At 66.1% G+C, this 20,830-nt stretch carries 17 protein-coding genes; 13 read left to right on the plus strand and 4 right to left on the minus strand.

Features of this window, described 5'->3' with window-relative positions; all coding sequences use genetic code 11:
* The first annotated feature begins 27 nt into the window (after positions 1-27).
* The 11 genes from EOJ32_RS12480 (at position 28) to EOJ32_RS12535 (ending at position 14,572) form a co-directional block, all read left to right on the plus strand.
* The gene (locus EOJ32_RS12480; protein WP_127898775.1) at positions 28-1,260 is read left to right on the plus strand and encodes a glycosyltransferase family 4 protein; all 1,233 of its coding nucleotides are present in this window, start codon (positions 28-30) and stop codon (positions 1,258-1,260) included.
* Positions 1,260-2,420 (plus strand): glycosyltransferase family 4 protein, encoded by a 1,161-nt coding sequence (locus EOJ32_RS12485; protein WP_127898776.1) that lies wholly within the window; start codon positions 1,260-1,262, stop codon positions 2,418-2,420. Before EOJ32_RS12480 ends, EOJ32_RS12485 begins: the two co-directional genes overlap by 1 nt.
* Positions 2,420-4,273: an ABC transporter ATP-binding protein gene (locus tag EOJ32_RS12490; RefSeq protein ID WP_127898777.1), complete on the plus strand. Its 1,854-nt coding sequence runs from the start codon at positions 2,420-2,422 to the stop codon at positions 4,271-4,273. The genes EOJ32_RS12485 and EOJ32_RS12490 overlap by 1 nt, the downstream gene beginning before the upstream one ends.
* Complete coding sequence (locus tag EOJ32_RS12495) at positions 4,257-6,413, plus strand: aminoglycoside phosphotransferase family protein (RefSeq protein WP_127898778.1); 2,157 nt, start codon at positions 4,257-4,259, stop codon at positions 6,411-6,413. The genes EOJ32_RS12490 and EOJ32_RS12495 overlap by 17 nt, the downstream gene beginning before the upstream one ends.
* Before the next feature lie 21 nt (positions 6,414-6,434).
* Positions 6,435-7,619 carry an alginate export family protein gene (locus EOJ32_RS12500; protein WP_127898779.1) on the plus strand — a complete coding sequence of 395 codons (1,185 nt, stop codon included), beginning with the start codon at positions 6,435-6,437 and terminating at the stop codon, positions 7,617-7,619.
* Between the two features lie 148 nt (positions 7,620-7,767).
* The gene (locus tag EOJ32_RS12505; RefSeq protein WP_127898780.1) at positions 7,768-8,016 is read left to right on the plus strand and encodes a DUF2188 domain-containing protein; all 249 of its coding nucleotides are present in this window, start codon (positions 7,768-7,770) and stop codon (positions 8,014-8,016) included.
* 188 nt (positions 8,017-8,204) lie between these two features.
* Positions 8,205-9,215 carry an ABC transporter substrate-binding protein gene (locus tag EOJ32_RS12510; RefSeq protein WP_127898781.1) on the plus strand — a complete coding sequence of 337 codons (1,011 nt, stop codon included), beginning with the start codon at positions 8,205-8,207 and terminating at the stop codon, positions 9,213-9,215.
* On the plus strand, positions 9,212-10,246 hold the full coding sequence (locus EOJ32_RS12515) for an iron ABC transporter permease (protein WP_127898782.1): 1,035 nt from the start codon (positions 9,212-9,214) through the stop codon (positions 10,244-10,246). The genes EOJ32_RS12510 and EOJ32_RS12515 overlap by 4 nt, the downstream gene beginning before the upstream one ends.
* Positions 10,243-10,998, plus strand: coding sequence for an ABC transporter ATP-binding protein (locus EOJ32_RS12520; RefSeq protein ID WP_127898783.1), 756 nt, complete (start codon positions 10,243-10,245; stop codon positions 10,996-10,998). Before EOJ32_RS12515 ends, EOJ32_RS12520 begins: the two co-directional genes overlap by 4 nt.
* Before the next feature lie 697 nt (positions 10,999-11,695).
* On the plus strand, positions 11,696-11,962 hold the full coding sequence (locus EOJ32_RS12530; RefSeq protein ID WP_127898785.1) for a hypothetical protein: 267 nt from the start codon (positions 11,696-11,698) through the stop codon (positions 11,960-11,962).
* Positions 11,963-12,865: 903 nt separating this feature from the next.
* Positions 12,866-14,572, plus strand: a complete 1,707-nt coding sequence (locus tag EOJ32_RS12535) for an AAA family ATPase (protein ID WP_164871440.1) — start codon at positions 12,866-12,868, stop codon at positions 14,570-14,572.
* Here the strand turns inward: EOJ32_RS12535 and EOJ32_RS12540 are convergent, their stop codons facing one another.
* The 4 genes from EOJ32_RS12540 to EOJ32_RS12555 all read right to left on the minus strand — a co-directional run bounded on the left by EOJ32_RS12540 (position 14,573) and on the right by EOJ32_RS12555 (position 19,923).
* Complete coding sequence (locus tag EOJ32_RS12540) at positions 14,573-15,625, minus strand: TAXI family TRAP transporter solute-binding subunit (RefSeq protein WP_127898787.1); 1,053 nt, start codon at positions 15,623-15,625, stop codon at positions 14,573-14,575.
* A 26-nt stretch (positions 15,626-15,651) separates the two neighbouring features.
* Complete coding sequence (locus EOJ32_RS12545; RefSeq protein WP_127898788.1) at positions 15,652-17,358, minus strand: hypothetical protein; 1,707 nt, start codon at positions 17,356-17,358, stop codon at positions 15,652-15,654.
* 632 nt (positions 17,359-17,990) lie between these two features.
* Positions 17,991-18,782, minus strand: coding sequence for a DNA repair protein RadC (gene radC / locus EOJ32_RS12550; protein WP_127899391.1), 792 nt, complete (start codon positions 18,780-18,782; stop codon positions 17,991-17,993).
* A gap of 391 nt (positions 18,783-19,173) precedes the next feature.
* Positions 19,174-19,923, minus strand: a complete 750-nt coding sequence (locus EOJ32_RS12555) for an SDR family oxidoreductase (protein WP_127898789.1) — start codon at positions 19,921-19,923, stop codon at positions 19,174-19,176.
* A gap of 222 nt (positions 19,924-20,145) precedes the next feature.
* On the opposite strand from EOJ32_RS12555, the gene EOJ32_RS20155 reads away from it, so the two are divergent.
* Both EOJ32_RS20155 and EOJ32_RS12560 read left to right on the plus strand, forming a co-directional pair.
* A complete protein-coding gene (locus EOJ32_RS20155) occupies positions 20,146-20,307 on the plus strand; it encodes a hypothetical protein (RefSeq protein WP_164871441.1) in 162 nt (53 codons plus the stop codon).
* A gap of 205 nt (positions 20,308-20,512) precedes the next feature.
* On the plus strand, positions 20,513-20,821 hold the full coding sequence (locus EOJ32_RS12560; RefSeq protein WP_127898790.1) for a DUF1153 domain-containing protein: 309 nt from the start codon (positions 20,513-20,515) through the stop codon (positions 20,819-20,821).
* Positions 20,822-20,830: the final 9 nt, after the last annotated feature.

A 20,830-nucleotide genomic window follows, 5' to 3' on the forward strand; every position in this document is an offset into this window, starting at 1 on the left:
AGACCCGACACAAGGAACCGTCCTCCCATGTCCGCACCCAAGATCGGCTATGTCCTGAAGCGCTATCCCCGCTATTCCGAGACGTTCATCGTCAACGAGATCCTGGCGCACGAGGCCGCGGGCCAGCCGATCGAGATCTTCTCGCTGCGCCCGGTCGAGGAGACGCACTTTCAGGACAACCTGGGCAAGGTCCGCGCGCCCGTCACCCGACTGACCGAACGGCTGAAGAACCCGGACGCGTTCTGGCGGCTGATGATGCGCGCCCGGGCCGGGCTGCCCGCGGCGTCATGGACCCTGCTGGGCCAGATGAAGAACAGCAGCGGCCAGGATGTCGCGCAGGCGCTGGAGCTGGCGCTGGCCTGCCGCGAACGCGGGGTGGCGCATCTGCACGCGCATTTCGGCACCGTGTCCACGACGGTGGCGCGGCTGGCGGCACAGCTGGCGGGGATCGGCTATACCTTCACGGCGCATGCCAAGGACATCTATTTCGACTACGAGGAGAACATCCGCCTGGACGAGAAGCTGCGCGACGCGGCCCATGTCGTCACCGTGTCGGATTACAATGTCGGCTATCTGGAACAGCGCTTCGGCCAGGACGCGACCAATGTCAGCCGCATCTACAACGGCCTGGACCTGGACCGTTTCGCCCATCAGAACCCCGCACCCGATGCGACCGACATCCTGGCGGTCGGACGCCTGGTCGAGAAGAAGGGGTTCCACATCCTGATCGAGGCCGTGCGCCTGCTGCGCGACCAGGGGCGCAGCGTGCGCTGCACCATCGTGGGCGGCGGGGACGAGGCGTCCTATCTGGTGGCCCAGATCGCCGCCGCCGACCTGGGCGATGCGGTCACCCTGGCGGGCCCGCGTCCGCAATCCGAGGTGATCTCGATGATGCGCCAGGCTGCCGTCTTCGCCTGCCCCTGCGTGGTGGGCCACGACGGCAACCGCGACGGCCTGCCCACCGTCCTGCTGGAGGCGATGGCCCTGGGAACGCCCTGCGTCTCGACTGCCGTCACCGGCATCCCGGAACTGGTCCGCGACGGGCAGACCGGGTTCTGCGTCCCGGAAGGCGACCCCCAGGCGCTGGCCACGGCGCTTGCGCGGATGCTGGACGATGCGGACCTGCGGCAGCAGTTCTCGACCGCGGCACGCGCGTTGATCGCGCAGGAATTCGACCAGCACGTCAACGCCGCGCGGCTTCGCGCCATCTGGCACGACGCCATCGCGGGCACCGACCTTCCCCAGCAGAGGTCCGCGTGATGCACGTCGCCTATGTCACCACCGATCCTGGCATTCCGCCCTTCGGCACCAAGGGTGCGTCGATCCATGTGCAATCCGTGCTGCGGGTGCTGCTGGCGATGGGCCACCGGGTGACGCTGTTCTCTCCGTGCCTGGCGGTGGCGCCCGCGGCGGAGTTCGCGACTGTCGCGCTGCACCCCCTGCCCGGCGCGCCGCGTGGCGACGACGCGGAAGCGCGTGCCGCTTGGGCGTTGGCGCTGAACGAGACGGTCGCCGCGGCGCTGACGCAGGCGGGGCCGTTCGACCTGGTCTATGAACGCCACGCGCTGTTCGCGCATGGGGCGATGGAATGGGCCAGTCGCGGCGGCGTGCCGTCGGCGCTGGAGCTGAACGCCCCCCTGATCGCCGAGCAGACCCGTCACCGCCACATGGTCCGCCAGTCGGACGCACAAGCCAGCGCCCGCCGGGCTTTCGGGGCCGCCCGTCTGGTCGCGGCGGTGTCGGCGGTGGCGGCGGATTACGCCCGCGATCTGGGTGCCCTGCCCGACCGGGTGGCGGTCATCCCCAACGGCGTCGATGCGGCACGTTTCGACGGCAGCCCTGCGCCGGATGGGCCGTTCACCGTGGGCTTCGTCGGCACGCTGAAGCCTTGGCACGACACCGCGACCCTGGTCGAGGCCTTTGCCCTGCTGCGACGGGGCGCCCTTCCCGATGCGCGCCTGCTGATCGTGGGTGACGGGCCGCAACGGGCGGCGATCCTGGACCGGTTGGACCAGCTTTCCCTGTCGGATGCGGCTCACCTGACGGGGGCGGTCCAGCCCGACCAGATCCCCGGCTGGCTGGCACGGATGCATGTCGCCACGGCCCCCTATCGGGGCGATCAGCCGTTCTATTTCTCTCCGCTGAAGCTCTACGAATACATGGCTGCGGGGCTGCCCGTGGTGGCCAGCGACGTGGGCGATCTGGCCCAGGTGCTGGACCGGGGCCGGCTTGGCGCCACCGTGGTACCGGATGATCCGGACGCCTTGGCCGCAGCCCTTGCGGGTCTGGCCCGCGATCCCGCGGCGGCCACCGCGATGGGCGTACGCGCCCGCGCCGAGGTTCTGGCCCATCACGGGTGGGACCGCATCGTGTCCCGCATCATCGCCCGTGCCGGCGCCGCAGGACAGGAGGCCGCGTGATGTCACGATCGCGTCCCGAGACGCTGACGGAATCGCTGCCGGGCCTGCGCCGCGTGCTGCATCGGTTTGCCCCCTATCTGCGCCCGCATCGGGCGGTGCTGGCGGGGGCGACCACCGCGCTGGTCAGCGCGACGCTGATGCGACTGCTGGAACCCTGGCCGCTGAAATTCGTCATCGACCGCGTGGTGCCGTCCGGCACGGCGGGAACAGGCGGATCGGGGGTCGCGGCGGTGGATACGCTGGACTCCATGACGCTTCTGGCGCTGTGCGCGGTTGGCTTGGTGGGCATCATCGGGCTGCGCGCGCTGTTCCAGTACCTGGCGACCATCGGCTTTGCGATCGTCGGCAACCGGGTGCTGACCCAGGTCCGCGGCGACCTGTTCCGGCACCTGCAGGGACTGTCGCTTGGCTTTCACACCCGGTCCAAGGCGGGCGATTTGACCATGCGCCTGATCGGCGACGTGGCCATGCTCAAGGAGACTGCCGTCACCGCCGCCCTGCCGCTGGCCGCGAACGTGTTGGTCCTGCTGGGCATGGTCGCCGTGATGATGGTGCTGGACTGGCAGCTGGCGTTGATCGCGCTGATTCCGCTGCCGGTTCTGTGGTTCGCGTCCATCCGCGCAGGAAAGAAGATCCAGGCCGCCAGCCGCAAGCAGCGCAAGGTCGAGGGCCAGATGGCCGCCACCGCGGCCGAGGCGATGTCCTCCATGCGCACGGTTCAGGCCCTGTCGATCGAGGATCGCGCGGCCGACACCTTCTCCGGCGCGAACGGCACCAGCATGGCGGGCGACGTGCGGGCCAAGCGCATCGCGGCGGGGCTGGAACGGCTGGTCGACCTACTGGTCGCCTGCGCCATCGCGCTGGTCCTTTATTTCGGCACGTTGCAGGTGCTGCGCGGGCGGCTGACGCCGGGCGACCTGCTGGTCTTCATCACCTATCTCAAGGCGACGTTCCGGCCCATCCGGGGCTATGCCAAATACGCGTCCCGCCTGGCCAAGGCCAGCGCCGCGGGCGAGCGGGTCGTCCAGCTGCTGGACGAGGTGCCCGAAATCCGCGACCGCACCGATGCCGTGGCCGCCCCCGCCTATGCCGGCCGGATCACCTTCGACGGCCTGACCTTCGGCTATGGCGGGGGTCGGCCCACGCTGGACGGGCTGACGCTGGACATTCCGGCGGGCACGAATGTGGCGCTGACCGGGCCGTCCGGGGCGGGCAAGTCGACGTTGGCCGGACTGCTTCTGCGCCTTTACGATCCGTCGGGCGGGCGCATCCTGATCGACGGGCAGGACATCCGCGACGTGACGATGACCAGCCTGCGCCGCCAGATCGGCTTTGTCCCGCAGGAGACGGTCCTGTTCAGCGGCACGTTGGCCGACAACATCGCCTTGGGCGCGGGCCGCGACGTCACCCGGGACGAGATCGAGGCAGCCGCCCGCCTGGCCAACGCACATGACTTCATCGCGGCCCTGCCCGACGGCTATGACGCCCAGGTCGCGGAACGCGGCGCCACCCTGTCGGCGGGCCAGCGCCAGCGCATCGCCATCGCCCGGGCCGCCCTGCGCCGCTGTCCGGTGCTGGTCCTGGACGAGCCCACGACCGGCTTGGACAGCAGCAACGAGGCCACCGTGTCCGAGGCGATCTGGCGCCTGGCCAAGGGCCGCACCAGCCTGCTGATCACCCACGACCTGTCCCAGGCCGCCCGCGCGGACCGCATCGTGTTCCTGGAGGCGGGCCGGGTGGCCGAACAGGGCAGCCATGCCGACCTGCTGACGCGCGGCGGACGCTATGCCCGTCTGTGGGCGCTGCAGGGTCGTGGTCAGGATGGGGGGGCGCTGCATGCTGTCGCCGGCTGATCGCGCGATCTGCGACCGAGATCCGGCGCTGGTCGGTCTGCCGCTGATGCTGGACGCGCAGGCGATGGCGGCGGCCTCGGGCCGTGACGCCTTGCAGCCAGCCTATCTGCGCTACAAACCCGGGGTCAGCTGCGTCGCGTCGTTCCTGTCCACGGACGGAGAGGCGCTGGCCGCCTATGCCTATGCCCCCGACCGGTATGCCGAGGAAAGCCGCCGGTCCCGTTGGCGCGACAACCCCGATGTCGTGATGCTGCCCGACCGCGGCGTGATCGTCATCCCGGCGCGGCTGGACCGTCATCTGCGCAGCCTTGCGCGGTTCCTGGACCCTGCACGGCGACAGGACGCCCTGCGGCGCGTGACCGGTGTGCAGCCGCATCTGGCCGCGGGCGACCTGATCCTGCTGCGCTACAAGCCGGGGCGACGGCTGGTGGCCCGCCTCGACCTTGACGGTCAGCCGCGAGGAGTTCTGAAGATCATGGCCGGGGCGGGCTTTGACCAGGCGCTTGTCGGCGCGACTGCGGCCATGGCGCATGGGCAGGCCGCCCTGCTGGGGGCCGACAGCGGCTTGCGCGCGATGATGACCGCGTGGGTGCCGGGCCGCCCCGTCTGCCCGCAGATGACCGGTCACGCGCCAGACGCGGACACCTGCACGCGGATCGGCGCGGCCCTGGCCGCGCTGCATGCCGATCCGTTCCGACCCGCCGCCGCATGGACCGCCCCGGCCGATGCAAGGTCGGTCCTGACCGCCGCCGCCGATCTTGCGCCGCTGGACGCCGACCTGAGCGTCCAAGCCCGTGACATCGCGACCGATCTGGCCGACCGGCTGGCCCAGGCCACGTTCGATCCGGTGATGGTGCACGGCGATTTCAGCGCGGATCAGGTGGTGATGGGGGCCGCTGGTCCCGTCATCCTGGACTGGGACAACGCCGGCTGCGGCGATCCGGCCCGCGATCTGGGCAGCTTCCTGGCCCGGATCGATGCGCAGGTGGTGGACGGCATCCTGTCGCGCGTCGAGGCCGATGACATAACGGGCGCGGTCCTGCGCGGCTATGGCGGCGGGCCCGTCACGCTGCCCCACCACCATGCCCGCGCCCTAATGTTGCTGGTGACCGAGGGGTTTCGTGCCCGCCATCCCGACTGGCCTGCGCGCGCGCGGACCCTCTTGGACCGTGCGGCCCAGGTCATGCGCGGCGCATCCGCGGACCCCGCCATGCCGCAGCTGGACGCCGCCCTGGACCCAGACCAAGCGCGGCCCGCGCTGCAGGCGGCGACGGGGCTTGATCTCACGAGCCGGCCCCAGCTCCTCCGCCACAAGCCGGGCCGCAGGGCACTGGTCCGCTATCCGACTGGCGAGGCGACCACGGCCATCCTGGGCAAGCTGCGTGCCAAGGGAACGGACGGCCGCATGCCTGCCATCCACGATGCCCTGCGCGGTGCCGGTCTGGACGGTCGGGCACCGCACGGGGCGGGTGTCCCGCGCGCCCGCGGCATCGTCGACACGATGCGGATGTGGTTGCAGGACGAGGTGCCCGGCCGCCCCCTGACCCCGACGGATGTCGCGGCGATGGCGCAGACCGGCGTGGCGCTGGCCCACCTGCATGGGGTTCCCCCTGTCACCGACCGCCGCTGGACCCACGCGGACGAGCTGTCGGTCCTGGATCGCGCCCTGACCCAGGCGGCAGAGCTGTTGCCCGCGCGAAAGGCGGAACTGCGGCGCATCCTGCACGCCGCCAGGGATCGGATGGGCCGGCTGCGCGACGACCAGCATTGCGGCATCCACCGCGATTTCTATTTCGACCAGGTGCTGATCGCCGATGCGCAGGTCTGGCTGGTCGATCTGGACCTCTACGCGGTGGGCGACCCGGCGGTGGACCTGGGCAATTTCCTGGCGCATCTGGACGAATACACCCTGCGGAGCAAGGGCGACGTCGGCGCGCTGAGTGCATCGGCCCGGGCCTTCCTGGACGGCTATGCCGGCATCCGACCCCTGCCCTGCCCCCGGCGCATCGCAACCATGCGCACGCTGTCGCTGGCCCGCCACATCCGCATCAGCCTTCGTTTCGATGATCGCAGGCACACCACGGACGCGCTGATCGAGCAGTCCCTCAGAGCCTGCGCCACCTGCCACCAGCCAACCTGATTTCCAAGAGAGACCCTGCGCATGGACCGTATCGGCCCCCTGCTGATTGCCGCGACCCTGTCCCTTCCCGTCCCGGCCCTGGCCGACCCGCCCGCGATCGAGTTCCGTCGGTCGCTGCAGCTGGACCTGGCCTATGAACGGCAGACGGATGATGGCGACCGGGACCGTGAGGGGGCCGTCAGCCCGCTGTTCCGCCTGATCGGCGAGGTCGCGTCAGAGGAAACCTGGTCCGGCTTCTTCGAATTCGACGTCTTCTCCGAACGGGTCTGGGAACGTGGAGAGCCGCGCAGCACGACCAACACCGCGCGCGTCAATCAGGCCTATCTGCAGTATGACGACGGCTTTCGCATTCGCGCCGGGCGCTGGCTGTACCGCGACGAACGCGAATGGCTGATCGACGAGAACATCGACGGTGTCATGGCCCGCTTCGACGCGGGCCCGGTACGCATCGACGCGCTGGCAGGCCGCGTGGGCTGGCTGCCCCGCACCCTGTTCGAGCCGGGGTCGCGCGGCGACCGCATCGCCTATTACGGCCTGCTTGCGCAGATGGAACCCGTTGATGACCGCTTTGTCGAGGCCTTCGCCATCCTTGGAGACGACCGCGAGAGGGGCGCCGGAGAGCAGCTGTCCCTGGGCCTGCGGTCCTGGGGAGAGTTGGGCGACGGCCTGACCTATTGGGCGGATGCGGGGCTGTCGCGCGGATCGGACGACGACCGCCGCCTGAAGGGATATGGGTTCGACATCGGCGCGACCCGCCTGTGGGAGGATCACGACCTGCAGCCGCGCGTGACGGTGGCCTTTGCCCAAGGCAGCGGCGACGGCGACCCCGACGACGGCACCGACCGTGCCTATCGCCAGACCGGGCTGCAGTCGAACGAGGCGCGTCTGGGCGGGTTCGCCAAGCTGAAATACTATGGAGAGGCGCTTGATCCCTATCTGAGCGACATCCGCATCGCGACCGCCGGCGTCGGCCTGACCGCAAACGACGCGGTATCGGTCGATCTGCTGTATCACCACTATCGCCGCGTATCGGTAACACAGGGACAGGACAGCCACCTGGGCGACGCGCTGGACCTGGTCCTGGGCCTTCGTCCGACCGATGCACTGGAAATCGACGCGGCGATCGGCTGGTTCGCCGGGGGGTCCGACGCGACCGACCCCGACCGCGGCATGGCTGCCCGGATCGAGATGGAATACGCGTTCTGACGCACCTGCCAGCGGGCATGCAGGGCCAGGAAAGTTTTCGCGGAACGGAGCGAGCGGGCCGGCCGTTGATGCAGAAGCTGCGAAAACAGGCAATCGCGCGGACCGGACGACCCGTGACCGTGCGCCTGCCCAAGCAAGGACAAAGCGAATGACCAAGATCGTGTACGAGATCGTCGAGCATGACGGTGGCTGGGCCTACAAGCTGGACGACGTGTTCTCGGAAACCTATCCCACGAAGGAACAGGCGACCGCCGCCGCCAACGACGTCGCCGCGCGGCAGCAGTTGAGCGGCGAGCCGGAAGTCGTCCAGTATCAGGACGAAAAGGGCACCTGGCGCGAGGAGGACGTGTCGGGCGACGACCGCCCCGAGGTCGACGTTCGCGACGGCGCGACATAAGCAGGATAGGCCTTAAAGTTGACAGCGTCGGCACAACCCCCTGTGCCGACGCTGATATTTCCGTCGCCGCAAGACCGCTATCCTGCGACGCCCTCGTTGAGGGGCGCTAAAGTTGACTATTTTCGTTGCTGACCCGATCCGGCGGTGCTATCGGCCTCGCAACGTCATACACGATCAGGCAGCAGACCATGCACCAGCCCACCCGATTCATCCTTGCGGCCTTGGCCTGTCTTGCAGCGCCCACGACGCTGTGGGCCGAACCGACGCAGTATCCGCTGACGCTGGAGAACTGCGGCGTTGAGATCACCATCGAGCAGGCACCCCAGAATGCCGTGGCCTTGGGCCAGAACAGCGCCGAGATCCTGCTGATGCTGGGGCTGCAGGACAGGTTGGCCGCGTCTGCCTTCTGGCCCACCAAGGTGCTGCCCGAGCTGGAGGAGGCGAATGCCGCCGTCGAGATCCTGACTGTCGAACAGCCCACCTTGGAAGGGATCCTGACCAAGGAGCCAGACTTCGTGGCGGCACAGCTGCCGCTGCTGCTGGGCGATGACAGCAAGGTCGCCAAGCGACAGGACTTTGCCGATCTGGGCATTCCAAGCTATCTGTCGCCCGGCATCTGCAACACCCGCGACGATGCCGGCGACATTTATGGCAGCCGTGATCAGCTGTGGAACATGGATCTTCTGTACCAGGAGATCGACGAGCTGTCGCGCATCTTTGACGTGGCCGATCGCGGGCAGGCGCTGATCGCCGACTTCCGCAAGCGCGAGGCCGACCTGCGGGCGCGGTTCGACCGCGACGACGACACGACCTTCCTGTTCTGGTTCTCCAGCCCCTCTGCCGGAGAGGACGCCTATCTGGGCGGCAAGAACGGTGCATCGGGCTTCATCGCCGACCTGCTGGGCGGCCGCAACGCGATCACGACCGAGGCGGAATGGCCGACCGTCGGATGGGAGGGCATCATCGCCGCCGATCCGACCTATATCGTCGCCGCATCGCTGGACCGCGACCGGTGGGACCTGGACCGCGCCGACAACAAGATCGCGTTCCTGGAAAGCGACCCCTCGGTCAGCCAGATGCCCGCGGTGCAGCAGGGCCACATCCTGACCATGAACGGCGCGGCGATGAACCCGACGATCCGCACCATCTATGGCGCCGAGGAGCTGGCCCGTCAGCTGGACGCGCTGCAGGGGAAATGAGCGTTTCGGCCCATCGCGGCAGGGGCGGTTTCGCCGCCCTGCTGATGATCGCGACCGCGGCCCTGACGGTCGCGGTGGCCTTGGCCGTCAGCATTGGAGAGATGCGGATCCCGCTGGCGACCGTCGGCCTGTCGGCCACCAACCACGTGGGCTGGACCGATGCGCAGATCAGCCGCATCCAGGACAGCGTGATCTGGGATCTGCGTCTCAGCCGGGCGCTGGTCGCGGCGCTGTGCGGGGCGGGATTGGCGATCTGCGGTGCGATCCTGCAATCGCTGCTGCGCAATACCTTGGCCGAACCCTATGTGCTGGGCGTGTCCGCGGGTGCGTCGACGGGGGCCGTGGCGGTGATCATCCTGGGCGTCGGCGCGGGCACCGTGTCGCTGTCGGCCGGCGCCTTTGCCGGGGCGCTTGCGGCCTTTGCCTTTGTGGCGCTGCTGTCGGATGGCGGGCGCGGCGGACCGGATCGCACGATCCTGGCCGGGGTCGCGGCCGCACAGCTGTTCAACGCGCTGACCGCCTATGTCGTCACCACCTCGGGCAACGCGCAGCAGGCGCGTGACGTGATGTTCTGGCTGCTGGGCAGCTTTGGCGGCGTGCGCTGGCCGGAGTTCCAGCTGCTGGCCGTGGTGATGCTGATCGGGCTTGTCGTCTGCATCTGGTATGCACACGCGCTGGATGCCTTCACTTTCGGCGACGACGCGGCCGCGTCCATGGGGATCGCGGTGGGCCGGGTGCGGATCGTCCTGTTCGCGACGACGGCGTTGATCACCGCGACCATCGTCAGCATGGTCGGATCCATCGGCTTTGTCGGGCTGGTCGTCCCCCACGCGGTGCGGTTCCTGATCGGGCCGGGACACATGCGTCTGCTGCCCGCCTGCGCGGTGGTCGGCGCGGTCTTCATGGTCATGGCCGACATCGTCTCGCGCAGCGTGATGACCCAGCAGACCCTGCCCATCGGCATCGTCACCGCGCTGGTGGGCGTCCCATGCTTTTCATTGATCCTGTACCGCGCGAGGGCCACGGCATGAGCATCGCAGCCACCAACCTGTCCTGGGGCGTCGGGCGCAAGGCGATCCTGCATGACGTGTCGCTGCGCGTTCAGCCGGGCACGATCCTGGGGCTGTTGGGGCCGAACGGGTCGGGCAAGTCCTCTCTGCTGCGGCTGTTGGCGGGGCTGCGGCGGCCGGATCGGGGTCAGGTCACACTGGATGGACAGGACATCGCCGGAATGCGCCGGCGCGACCTGGCACGGCGCGTGGCTCTGGTCCAGCAGCACGCGCAGACCGAAATGAACGTGACCGTCCAGGAGGTCGTGATGCTGGGACGGACACCCCACCGCGCGCCTCTGGCGGGATGTTCGACGGCCGACATGATCGCGGTCGAACGGGCGCTGGAACAGGTCGACATGACCGCGTTCCGCCATGAAAGCTGGCAGGGCCTGTCGGGCGGCGAGCGTCAGCGCGTCCAGATCGCCCGTGCCCTGGCCCAGCAGCCCCGAGAGCTGTTCCTGGACGAGCCGACCAATCATCTGGACATCCAGCATCAGCTGGACCTGCTGCGGCTGGTTTCCCGACTGGGGCTGACCAGCATCGTGGCGCTGCACGATCTGAACCACGCGGCCATGTTCTGCGACCGCCTGCTGGTGCTTGACCAGGGCCGCGTCGTGGCGGATGGTCCCCCGGCCGAGGTGCTGACGCAGGACCTGTTGGCCGACGTGTTCCGGGTGACATGCGATTTTCATCACGCGCGCGACGGACGGCGTCACATCCTGTTCCAGTAGGACCAGCGGTCGGACCAACAACCTAGACGGAAAGGTATGGCGCCTTCCGCAATTAAGCGTTGAAATTAAGCGATTTTTTGCCGCTCAGCTGGGATAACCGGAACTTGACGTGACACGCGGGCGGGGTCCGTTATGCATCCCACAACGCGTGCAACGCCCTGGTGGCTGATCAAGGTGCCGGGATGCACGCATCACAGCAAAGGCCCGTGACATGATCCAACGCCGCAGCCAGCTGACAGCCCGTCTTGGGGCACTGACCATGACCGCCTGCCTGATCGCCGCGCAGGCGGGAGCGCAGGGCAACACGGGGGGCATTCCCACTGCGCAGGACATCTGGCGGCACCTGCCGCCCCTGCCCGGCCAGGCTGCCGCGCCCGAACCGCAGCCGGCGCCCGAAGCACCCCCGGCGCCCCGACCCGAGCGGGCGGCACCGGTGGAGCCCGCTCCCCGCACGCCGGTCGCCGTCGCGCCACCCAGCCCGCCTGTCGCGGCGCCGGTACCCGTGCCCGTCGCGCCATCACCGGCGCCCGTGCCGGTTCCTGTGCCTGTGCCCGTTGCGCCATCGCCGGTGCCCGTCTCACCTCCCGGTGCACCCGTATTCACGCAACCCCCTGCCACGACAGCCCCCGTGCCGTGGAATGGCATCCCCGCTGCGACACCGTCCTTCGGATCGCGGACATTGGCGCAGGCGCGGGTCGTGATCCACTATCCCGAACGTGGCGGGTTCGAGCGTTCGCAGGAAATCAGCCGCTTGCTGCGCGCCCTGGGCACCGCCGAGGTCGAGACCCGTCCCGTCCGCTACGCGGTGGACCGCCAGAGCATCCGCTATTTTCAGGACGCCGACCGCGAGGTTTCCGGGACCATCGCCGACCTCATCGGCGGGGGTGGCCGGGCGACGGTGGCAGACTTCACCTTCTTCCGCCCCACCCCGCGGGACGGCACGATCGAAATCTGGCTGCCGTGATTGGGGGCGTCTGTATTGGCGCCTCCGGAGAGCGGAATACTTTGGCGTAAAGCCAGGGCGATCGTGACTTGCCTTTCCGGGTTGGCTGGCCTTTCCACTATAAAACAGGCCATGAAATCGCCAGCGCCTAGTACTGGGCGTCTCGATTGCGCTGGCCTGCCGATCATTTAAAAGCTCAGTATACTTGCAGTTTTCCTGAACGCTCCAGTGGTGCCGAAAGCGACAAGCTCTACTCCAATATTCGCTACATGGTTGATAGATTATTTTTCGATCAACCTTTTGGAGAATATGGCTTGACCATCCATGGAGGTAAAAGAAATCAAATATGCCGTTCTATACTTCAAAGTCCGGGCAGGACTTTCCATTATGCTTATGCGCCACGGCATCAACAGATGCAACGCCGTCTGCGCTAATTACACCTAGAAGGACATTTTGAGATACCAAAAGAATTAACGTGGAGACGTACATTATTTAGTGGATATCGTTCTCAAAACTCCAAGACCATTAAATTACATGAAGTTGATTTATAATGAAAATTCCAAAAATTGCCTTACGAATATTCTATCCCTATCCTTAACGCATCTGTCAGTCATACCATAAATACAAGCCCATACTGGTGTAATTTAGAAAATTCTGAATTTTAAGCGATCATACTAAAGACCCCTAAATAATATATATGCCACATATTGTCTCGGAGCGTCTGTAAAGGGTTCAACAGAGGCGTTCATCACGGCACCGTCATACCGCCGGACAATACCAACAATTGACATGCACTTTTAAGGGACCTGAGCAGGTGGCCGATGGACCCTCGCGCCATTCTTGTTTACCTTGGTTAACAGAGCATTTCGATTGTGTGGCATTCGTTGCGGTATGCCTGGACCTCGTGCCTTGGTGGAGAGAGCAGTGGACAACGCCTTTGATACACTGTCCTGCCCCAGTTTCGCGTCGGCACCGGGCCGACATCAACTGTATCTGACCGAAGCGCATCGCGATCATCTGGCGATGATCAAGGCCTGGACCAAGTTCGACCGTGGGCTGCTGGTCCTGTCGGGGCCGGCCCGGATCGGGAAGACGGTCCTGACGTCGGAGTTCATCGCGCAATCCTCCGGTGACATGAAGATCGGACGGGTCACGCTGGATCGTCCGGGCATGGATCTGTCGCAGGAAGCGCCTAAAGCGTTCGGCATCAGTTCCCCTGACCCGCTGACGGAACTGACACGGCTTCTGGAGAAAGGGCGCTCGACCTACCGGAAATGTGTCCTGATCGTCGACAATGCGCATCTGTTGTCCGAACCCTCCAAGGAGTTTCTGGAGGAGATCACGGCCGCCTCGGGCTTGCCGCAGCCGCTGTATGTCCTGCTGGTCGGACGTGGAGAGGCCGCCGCCCTGCTCGACCCCCCAATTCATGACGAGTTGCGGCGCAGGATCGGGGGGCATCTGCGGATGCAGCCCCTGACGCAGGCAGAGACCGCCGCCTATATCACTCATCGCTTCCGCATTCGGAAATGCCCCTGTCACGGGGGACGCCAGCCGTTCGATGCCGGCGGGCTTTGGCTGATCCATGAGGCCTCCGGCGGCAATCCCGGCCAGATCGACCGCCTGGTGCGGCACTGCTTGTCCCGGGAGCGCATGGCTCCAGGCGGCCGGATGGAAGAAGTGTTCGTGCATGCATGTCTGTCCGACTTGGCGCAGGCCGGGACCCTGCCCCATCCGTTGCCCGACCTGCCTGCAGGCGGGTACCGCGATGAAGCGGCATCCATCGAAGAACCCGCTGCACCGCCGTCTTTTCCGGAACCCTATGTCGGGACGGCGCCCGCGGGGCATGTGCCCTTGCTGCTGGAGGAGCCGCCCGCGCGTCGGTGGCAGACGCCCGCCCTGGCCGGCGCGGCCGTGATCGGTCTTGTCGCAGTCGGCGGCTATCTGCTGACCCCGGACCGGGCGCCCGTCGATCAGGCCGCGGAAACTCCGGCGGTGGTTGTCCAAGCACCCGAAGCGGCGCCCCCTGCACCCGCGCCCATCGCACCGGAACCCGTGGCCGAGCCCACCCCGCGGCAGGCCGCGATCGTGACGGAGGTCGAGGAGAACGCTCCGGACGCGCAGATTCTCCTGACGCAGGCGCTTGAGGCGGATATCGTCGATCAGGCGGCGGCGCTGGCGCTGTACAAGCGTGCTGCGCTATGGGGCAATGAACGGGCGGCGTACTATCTGGGTCAGCTGTACGAGACCGGCATCGGGGTCGAGGCCGATCCGAACAGCGCCCGCGCATGGTATCGCAAGGCGCCCGATATCTCGGGGGCCGTTGCACGGCTGCGCGAGCTTGATGTCGCCGATGCGTCCCCCGCCGAGGTTCCCGGCATGCCCACCCCGAACCGCCAGACCATCCTGACGGCAGGTCAGTCCGAACTGTACTGGTCCGCACCCGAGGGGCCGGACCCGGTGCAGTACCGCGTGGAGTTCAGCATCGAAGGGTCGGAGCAGATCGAACAGATCGACACCGACCTGACAGCAGCCCTGATCGAACAGCCCGTTGCACGGTGGCGGGTCGCGGCCCTGCGCGCCGACGGTACGCCCGGCCCGGCATCGGACTGGGCGGTGCCGACGGCGCCCTGATCAGCAGCCCAGAACGGCGCAGATGTTGCGACGATAGGCGGCGTTGGCCTCGCTGTCGGTCGGCGTCTCGGCCTCTGGCGCGACGGGGGTGCAACTGGGCACGTATTCCGGGTCGATCCCCCGGTTCACGCAGGTCGAGATGTCCCAGCCCGGCGGAATGTCGGTCAGGTCGACCGACTGCCATTTTGCATGACCGTCGGAGCGCAGGGTGTCGATGTTCGACAGGATCAGCGACGAAAGGTCCGACACGCCGCGGCAGCTGGCCTGATGATAGCGGTTGCCGCGCGGATCGTATTCATAGGTCATCAGCACCGCCTTGACGGCGACCAGGTCCACCGGGTCCGGCTGAAAGGCATAGGTCCCGCCCGCCAGCGTCGCCGGGGTATAGACCGCCTGCAGCGTGTCATCCTGGATCGGCAGCAGGTGGAACTGCTCTCCGTCGATCTCGTTTTCGGCATACAGTGCGGCCGGCGCCCCCGCGACATAGAAGAAGGCATCGATGTCGCCCGCTTCCAGCTGCGGCAGCGCATCGCCGGGTGCGATGGGCAGCACCTCGGCCGGTTCGATGCCGGCCAGAGAGATCATCAGCGACGCGGTCAGATAGGTGCCGCTGTCCTCGACCCCGATGGCGACCCGCTTGCCGTTCAGCCCGCCGAAGTCGGCGATGTCGCGGCGCGCCAGGATGTGGACTTCCTCCTCGTACAGGGGAAAGGCGATCCGAACGCCGGCGATGGCCCGCGCCACGGCAGGATCATCGCTTGCGAATGTCTGCATGTACTCCAGCACGTCGTTCTGGACGATGCCGAACTGGGTGTTGGGGCGCTGACGCACGGCCAGGAAATTCTCCAGCGAGCCGGCCGATTCGACGACCTCCAGGTTCTGGCCGCATTGCTGCATCAGGCCGCTCAGGTCGCGACCGATCTGGATATAAGTGCCGGTCGGCGATCCGGTCATGATCGTCATGTCGGCGTTCTGGGCATGGCCTGCGACGGACATGCCGGACGCCACGCAGATCCCGAAGGCAAGGCGTTGCAGAAGCTTGGAAATTGGCATCGTCGTCTCTTTCCGCTTGAGGAATGTCAGCATCCGTCCAGCCCGGCCAGAAGGACAAGCAACGCTTGGCGGTTGATGGGGTTCTGGACCTCGCGCAGCGCGTCGATGGTGCACTGGCCTTCGACCAGCAGGTCGCGCAGCCGGTCGCGCGACGCCTGTGATTGCGGAAGACCGGGCGTGGTGGCCAGGATGGCGCTGACCTGATCCGCGTCCCGCGTTTGCAAAGCCAAGCCGTCGTCACCGGTGACCGCCAGTTGCGCGTCTGCCGCAGGTTCCTGCGTTGCCACGGGGGCCGGTTCGGCGGGCGCATCCGTCGGCGGCTCGGGGGCGGCTTCCTGCTCCGGCTCAGCCTGCTGTGCGGCCAGGTCGCTGCTCAGCGTCTCGATCTGCGTCTGCAGCGCTGCGGCACGCTCCTCCTGCGCGGCGATCTGTGCGGCAAGGCTCTCGGACCGGTCCAGCTCGGCCTGCATCGCGTCACGACGCGTGGTCAGCTCCGCCAGTTCCGACTGCACTGCATTCAACTCGGCCACGGCCGCGGCCGCCTGTTCCTCCTGCTCCGCGATTTGCGCGGAGAGGTTTTCGGACTGCTCCAACTCAGCCTGCATCGCATCGCGACGCGTGATCAGCTCTGCCAGTTCCGTCCGGATGGCATTCAGCTGCGCCTCCGCAGCGACAGCCTGCTCCTCTCGCTCCGCAACCTGCGTGGAGAGGCCTTCCGCCTGCTCAAGCTCTGCCTGCATCGCATCGCGACGGGCAGTCAACTCCGAGAGTTCCGTCTGAACGTCGTTCAGCTGGGCCTGAGCGGCGGCCATCTGGTTCTCCCGCTCTGCAACCTGTGCAGAGAGGCCTTCGGACTGCTCCAGTTCCGCCCGCACCGCGTCGCGGCGTGTGGTCAGCTCAGCCAGTTCAGCCTGCGCAGCGGCAAGCTGTGCCTCAACGGCAGAAGCCTGCTCCTCTTGGTCCGCAACCTGTGCAGAAAGGCTTTCGGACCGCTCCAATTCCGCCTGCATCGCATCGCGACGCCTTGTCAGATCAGCCAGCTCTGCACGCATCGCGTCAAGCTGCGGTTCAATCTCCTGCCGCGCAGAGGTCATCTCGACACGGCTGGCGGTGGCGGCTGCTATCTCCTCCTCCAGCACGGCAAGTCTCTGTGCCTGCTCCTGCTCGGTCGTGCGAAGATCTTCCGTCCGTTGAGCCAGTTCCTCCGCCTCGGCGCGCCGCGCTTCGAGGGTGGTGTTCAAGTCCTCAAGTTCCGCCTCAGCCGCCGCGATCCGGGTTCTCAGATCAGCATCCTGCGCCTCTGCACTCTCGGTGCCGCTTTCAACCGTGCCCTGGTTCTCTTGCGCGCCGGTAAGGCTCTCCTGCTCCTGCGCAAGCTGGCTGGTCGCCGCCTCGATCCTGGCCGTCAGGTCGCTCAGCTCCGTGCGCGCTGCCTCGACTTGGGGCTCCAGCTCGGCAGCCTCAAGCTCCATTTGCGCGATGATCTGACGCAAGGCCTGCGCCTGCGCGGCCAGATCATCCGGCGCCGCCTGCGCCGATGCCAAGGGAGCCGTCCCCAGAAAGCCGACCGCTGCCAGAGCGGCTATCGGAACACGAGAAAACACGAACACAATTAAAATCCTCCGTAGTTTCATAATGAAGCCACATGACGGATTGTCAAGTTTGGCCAGCCCAGACGCGGGGATCATCTGTAGAGAAATCCCCGCAAACGCTCCTGATAGCGCGTAGCGCATCTGAACCACCACCGTGCAAATCCGGCGCGCTATCGCCTGATCGGAACGCCAAATTTGCGGACGTACATGTCGCCGCGACACGAGAAAACCTACGCTGTCAAGGACGGGCAGCGCGCAAGGTTCTGCATGCATTGAAACTTCAGCTCTGCGAGATGCCTATTTCGGGATAGAGAGATCTGTCCGCGAACTTGGCGGCAGAGTCGCAGGTTCTATTGAGCCTAGGTACCATGCTACAGACGCACAGACAGTCATGTCCCTCCTTGGTATCTGTACATTCTATCGCGGAGCAACGAGGTAATTAGGGCCGGCTGTGATGTTACGAACGTGCCCTGTTCCCTGCGCGATGAAATCCTGCGCGACGAAATGATGGCAGCGAGCGTCAGTTCTGAGACTGATCCAGTCAATACCTGACATAATGGTCTACCAACAAGCCGGCGCGCCGTGGCCACGTCGACCAGCCCAGAGCCGATCCCCATCACAGGAACCGCGTCCGATTCGGACGGGTCCTTTCCGTTACTCGACCAATACCAAGTCGATCCGATTATGCCATCGCTCGGTTCCGCCGTTGGCATCATATCGATTAGATACGGCACGGTACAACCGGTCTTGGCGGCAGCCGACACCCGAATGGACTACAACAGCCCCTGCTCCCGGAATGACGCCTCCGCATCCTTGCCGATGATGACGTGGTCGTGGACCAAGACATCGATCGCCTCACAGGCCGCAGCGACGCGGGCGGTCATGGTAATGTCCTCATCACTGGGGGTCGGATCGCCGGAAGGATGGTTGTGGACCAGGATCACGGCGCTTGCATTCAGCTCCAAGGCCCGCTTGGCCACCTCGCGGGGATAGACCGGCACGTGCCCGACGGTACCGCTGCCCAGGGCTTCATCGGCGATGATCGTGTTCTTGCGATCCAGGAACAGCACCCGAAACTGTTCGGTCTCGCGATAGGCCATGCAGGTGCGGCAATAGGAGATCAGCGCCTGCCAGGACAACAGCACCTCGCGCTGCAGAACCTTGGCCTGGGCCATCCGTTGCGCGAACGCGTCCACCAGCCGCAGTTGCAGATAGACCCAACGGTCCGCGCCCTCGACCTGCCGGATGCGATGTTCGGATGCGGCGACGACTCCGTTCAGATCCCCGAATGTGGCAAGCAGGCGCTTGGCTAAGGGCTTGACGTCGATCTTGGGCACAGCATTGAACAGCAAAAGCTCCAGCATCTCGTAATCGGGCATCGGCGCATGACCGCCCTCCAGAAAGCGGGTCCGCAGCCGTTCACGATGACCCCAGTAATGCGGCCGGGCGGTCCCGTCCGTCCCTGTCACCAGCCCGCCGCCCGCCGCGGCATCGGGCTTCAGCCGGTCCGTCATGCGGAAGGACCTGGTGAACGCGGGCTCGGTCACCGCCTCGGGGGGCGGCATGCGAGCCTCGAGGTCGGCCAGACCTTTGAGCGCCTCTTCGGAGAACCCGCCCGGCGACCGAATCGGAAGCTCGACCGTATCCCGCACCTCCTCCGTTTCCGACGCCTGCACCTTGCCGCTTCGACCCCAGATCATGATGCGCCCCCGTCATACCGAAATACGATGCCGGGCAATCGTCTTGCGCATTCCCGGCCCTCAGCGGGACACATTGCGCAAATAAGGTAAATCAAACCTTAACGGGCAACACGGCAGGCACTGAATATGCGGGCTTGATGCAACAAACTCATTGCCGGTAGCCCAAGCCACTACGTGTGTTTCATTACCGCGGTTGGTGCTGCCGCAGGGGGCCAATATCTCTTTCACAAGCGTGCATGGTCCCTTTCTCGGCCGCTCAGGAGATCAGGCCCACACGCCGCCGAATGGCCTCATCGCGCAGCGAGATCTCGGCACCCAGAAACGCATCCGCGTCCGGCCCGCACATCCAAAGCAGTGCACGTGCGGGCCATTCCGGCGGGATATGCACCGTCCAATCCAGCTGGCTGATCGGATTGACGCCGCTGTCGCGGATTGCCGCCTGCATGTCTGTCGCCACGGTACCCGGCGACAGGCTGATCGCCCGAACGCCGTCCGCCCGCGCCTCCTGATCCACCGCGCGCGTCAGCATCAATGCGCCTGCCTTGCTGGCACAATATGCGCTCCACCCCTCCTGAGGAGCATGGGCGGCACCCGACCCCACCGTCAGGATGGTCCCGCCGCCGGCTGACCGCATGACCGGCAGTGCGGCACGGATCCCGTGAAAGACGCCCTTCAGGTTGATGTCGATGGCCTGTCCCCAGGCATCCGGATCGGCATCGGACATGCCGGCGATCGGTCCGATGACACCGGCATTGTTGATCAGGACGTCCAACCGGCCCGCGCGATCACAGAAGGACGCGACCGCCCGTTCCATGTCGGCGGCACGTGCGACATCGCCTTCCAAAACCATGCCGCCAATTTCGTCGGCCAGCGGTGAGATCGCGCGTGCATCACGGGACATGAGGCCGACGAGCGCCCCGGCCTCGGCAAGCACCCGCGCCGTCGCCGCACCGATGCCCCGGCTTGCCCCGGTCACCAGAACCGCCTTGCCCCTCAGATCGACCATTCCTCACTCCTGCCTTGCCATCAGTCTCACGGACACGGCCAGCAAGCCGGTCCACCAGACTATGACATTACGGCACCGCTGCGTGCATCCCAAGCCGCCTGCGCCATGCAATCGTAGGAATTTCGCAGAGCAGGTGTCACAACCTGTGCGAAAAGGCAGGTTCTCAGGACGGCGGGTGTCGGCTAGTTAAATTTGTATAGTTTATTGAGTTGGATTTTTCCCATGCACCAGAACCAGACCGATCTGCGTCCCGTCGTTTCGGCGAAAGACCTGGCGATGATCCTTTCCGCCATCGGCGCCTATTCCCACAACGCAGAGTTCCGCGACCTTCGCGACAGGCTGCAGCACCAGGCCGTCACCTGGGGCGTGTTCCGCGCAGGCTGAGCCCAGTCAGTAGGCTCAATCGACATAACTGACATGCCTTTAGAATATAGACGATAAGTCACATCACGCGGCATGCTAGTTCCGTGTGCCGTCATATTCGTGATCCAATCGCAGCCTGTCACAATCCAGACAATGCGTGGGCCCGCCGACTTCCCTTCCTGCCCAATGCACGCCTGTCCATCTATTGTCGCGTAAGAGGTTCATCATGTTCATTCGAAAGTCATCCCGCCTCCGCACCGTCACGATCGATGACGGCAGCATCCTCAGCGTCGCCGATCTGCCCGATGCCGACACGCGTTGGGTTGCCTCGCGCAAGCAGACAGTGGTGCTCGCCGTGCTGCACGGACTGATCGACAGGGATGATGCATTGCGGCGCTATGGCCTGTCGGACGACGAGTTCAACTCGTGGTGCCGTGCCTGCGCGGCCCGTGGAAAGGCAGCCCTGACGGTGACCGCACTGCTGCAATACCGTCAGCCACAATCTGATCAATCGACTGATACTTCTGCGGACTAGCTGCAAAGG

The sequence above is a fragment of the Paracoccus sp. Arc7-R13 genome (assembly GCF_004010775.1).
Classification (GTDB): Bacteria; Pseudomonadota; Alphaproteobacteria; order Rhodobacterales; family Rhodobacteraceae; genus Paracoccus; species Paracoccus marcusii.

Bases quoted from the DNA above. Each gene is read 5' to 3' on its own strand.
- EOJ32_RS12545 (WP_127898788.1), bottom strand. From the start codon at position 17,358: ATGCGCTACGCGCTATCAGGAGCGTTTGCGGGGATTTCTCTACAGATG.
- EOJ32_RS12555 (WP_127898789.1), bottom strand. From the start codon at position 19,923: ATGGTCGATCTGAGGGGCAAGGCGGTTCTGGTGACCGGGGCAAGCCGG.
- EOJ32_RS12520 (WP_127898783.1), top strand. From the start codon at position 10,243: ATGAGCATCGCAGCCACCAACCTGTCCTGGGGCGTCGGGCGCAAGGCG.
- EOJ32_RS12500 (WP_127898779.1), top strand. From the start codon at position 6,435: ATGGACCGTATCGGCCCCCTGCTGATTGCCGCGACCCTGTCCCTTCCC.
- EOJ32_RS12560 (WP_127898790.1), top strand. From the start codon at position 20,513: ATGTTCATTCGAAAGTCATCCCGCCTCCGCACCGTCACGATCGATGAC.
- EOJ32_RS12485 (WP_127898776.1), top strand. From the start codon at position 1,260: ATGCACGTCGCCTATGTCACCACCGATCCTGGCATTCCGCCCTTCGGC.
- EOJ32_RS12515 (WP_127898782.1), top strand. From the start codon at position 9,212: ATGAGCGTTTCGGCCCATCGCGGCAGGGGCGGTTTCGCCGCCCTGCTG.
- EOJ32_RS20155 (WP_164871441.1), top strand. From the start codon at position 20,146: ATGCACCAGAACCAGACCGATCTGCGTCCCGTCGTTTCGGCGAAAGAC.
- EOJ32_RS12540 (WP_127898787.1), bottom strand. From the start codon at position 15,625: ATGCCAATTTCCAAGCTTCTGCAACGCCTTGCCTTCGGGATCTGCGTG.
- radC (WP_127899391.1), bottom strand. From the start codon at position 18,782: ATGCCGCCCCCCGAGGCGGTGACCGAGCCCGCGTTCACCAGGTCCTTC.
- EOJ32_RS12510 (WP_127898781.1), top strand. From the start codon at position 8,205: ATGCACCAGCCCACCCGATTCATCCTTGCGGCCTTGGCCTGTCTTGCA.
- EOJ32_RS12495 (WP_127898778.1), top strand. From the start codon at position 4,257: ATGCTGTCGCCGGCTGATCGCGCGATCTGCGACCGAGATCCGGCGCTG.
- EOJ32_RS12490 (WP_127898777.1), top strand. From the start codon at position 2,420: ATGTCACGATCGCGTCCCGAGACGCTGACGGAATCGCTGCCGGGCCTG.
- EOJ32_RS12505 (WP_127898780.1), top strand. From the start codon at position 7,768: ATGACCAAGATCGTGTACGAGATCGTCGAGCATGACGGTGGCTGGGCC.
- EOJ32_RS12480 (WP_127898775.1), top strand. From the start codon at position 28: ATGTCCGCACCCAAGATCGGCTATGTCCTGAAGCGCTATCCCCGCTAT.